Below are 1,866 nucleotides of genomic sequence, written 5' to 3' on the forward strand. Positions count from 1 at the left end.
AGATATTGCTTCTTTATCATTTCTTCAATTCATGCCATAAAAGCAAGCTCAAACAAAACCAGTTTCTCTGCTCGTTTGAAGAATCTATTTAAACACAAAACCTGCATCAATACATATCTATTATTAGAAACTTATTTTCCATAAAAACAAGGCCGTCTGAAAAAATCCTAAAAACCGAGTACAATCCGCCGCATGAAAAAACGTACCAATCCCCTCCCCCTTTTAGACGGTGTCAAACCCAGCTACTTGGTTTTGCCGCATGAAAAACAGTTTTACGGCTTGCCGCTGCTGCATTTTTTATGCGCTCATTTTCCCTTTGTCGGCGAAGAAAACTGGCGGCGACGGCTGAACAGCGGTTTTGTGGTGGGCGCGGATGGCGTGCCGTTTGATGAAAATACCTTGTTTGAGCCCGGCAAGACGATGTTTTATTACCGTGAAACCAGCCGTGAGAGCGAGCCGCGTATTCCGTTTGATGAAAAGATTTTACATATTGACGAGCATTTGCTTTTGGTGGACAAACCGCATTTTCTGCCCGTTATCCCCAGCGGCAGGTTTTTGCGGGAAACCCTGCTAACGCGCCTGCGTTTGCGGCCGGAATTGCAGCATTTGAATGTTGAAGACATTACGCCGATTCATCGCTTGGACAAAGATACGGCAGGCGTTATGCTGCTTTCGCTCAACCCCGCTACGCGTCGCGATTATCAGACCATGTTCCAAGAAAAAACTGTCCAAAAAACCTATGAAGCGATGGCGCCAACGCGGACGGATTTGGACTATCCGCTGGATATTTCGTCACGAATGGAACGCGGCGAAAAATTCTTCCTCACGCGTGAAACGGAAGGCGAACCCAACGCCCACACAACCATCGAGCTTATCGAAAACCGCGGCGCATTCAGCCTCTACCGCCTCACGCCGCATACCGGAAAGAAACACCAGCTGCGCGTGCATATGATGAGTTTGAACATGCCGCTGATGAACGATGCGCTTTACCCTACCCCATTGGCGGCCGGTGATGAAGACTACGACAAACCTTTAAAACTTCTGGCTAAAAGAATAGAGTTCACCGATCCTGTCAGCGGAGAAATCCGCGTATTTGAAAGCAGTTTTGCGCTTTAAGTTATCCAATCCAATAAAAAAGGCCGTCTGAAATTGTTCAGACGGCCTTTTTGTCACAAAATCTGATTAGTGATGAATGCAGCTGCACTCTTTGTTCATATCAATCACCATACGGCCGGTAATTTTACCTTCGCGCATTTCTTGGAAGATGGCAGGCGCTTCATCCAAAGCACGCAATTCGACTTTAGGCACAACCAAGCCTTCTGCGCCGAATTGGAATGCTTCTTCCAAATCTTTGCGGGTACCGACCAAAGAGCCGACCACTTCGATGCCGTCCAATACCAAACGAGGGATAGACAAGTCCATAGACTCAGGCGGCAAGCCGACTGCAACAACACGACCGCCTGCGCGGACGCAGTTAACGCCTGAGTTGAAGGCAGCGGCGGATACGGCTGTGACAACGGCTGCGTGTGCGCCGCCGGTTTTCTCTTGGATGACTTGAGCCGCATCTTCTTTGGCGGCATTGATTACCAAATCCGCACCGGTTTCTTTGGCAAAAGCCAGTTTTTCATCGTTGACGTCAACGGCAACAACGTGTGCGCCAAATACTTTTTTCGCGTATTGAACCGCCAAGTTGCCCAAACCGCCTGCGCCGTAAATTGCAATCCATTGGCCCGGACGAACGCCGGAAACTTTAATGGCTTTATAAGTGGTTACACCGGCACAAGTAATGCTGGAAGCTTGCGCAGGATCCAAACCTTCAGGGACTTTGACCGCATAATCGGCACTCACGATACAGTGGGTCGCCAT

The 1,866-nt window shown here is 48.9% G+C and carries 2 protein-coding genes; one reads left to right on the forward strand and one right to left on the reverse strand.

The window, feature by feature from the left end; translation table 11 throughout:
• The first annotated feature begins 192 nt into the window (after positions 1-192).
• Positions 193-1,116 carry an RluA family pseudouridine synthase gene (locus ACTHUT_RS19465; protein WP_250600002.1) on the forward strand — a complete coding sequence of 308 codons (924 nt, stop codon included), beginning with the start codon at positions 193-195 and terminating at the stop codon, positions 1,114-1,116.
• Between the two features lie 66 nt (positions 1,117-1,182).
• Here ACTHUT_RS19465 and adhP read toward each other — a convergent pair.
• Positions 1,183-1,866, reverse strand: a 684-nt coding sequence (gene adhP, locus ACTHUT_RS19470; RefSeq protein WP_440419477.1) for an alcohol dehydrogenase AdhP, incomplete at its 5' end; no start/stop codon positions are given.

This window comes from Neisseria sp. P0022.S010, assembly GCF_051956635.1.

What these genes read in the sequence shown, in the direction of transcription:
- ACTHUT_RS19465 (WP_250600002.1), top strand. Translation starts at nt 193, where the DNA reads ATGAAAAAACGTACCAATCCCCTCCCCCTTTTAGACGGTGTCAAACCC.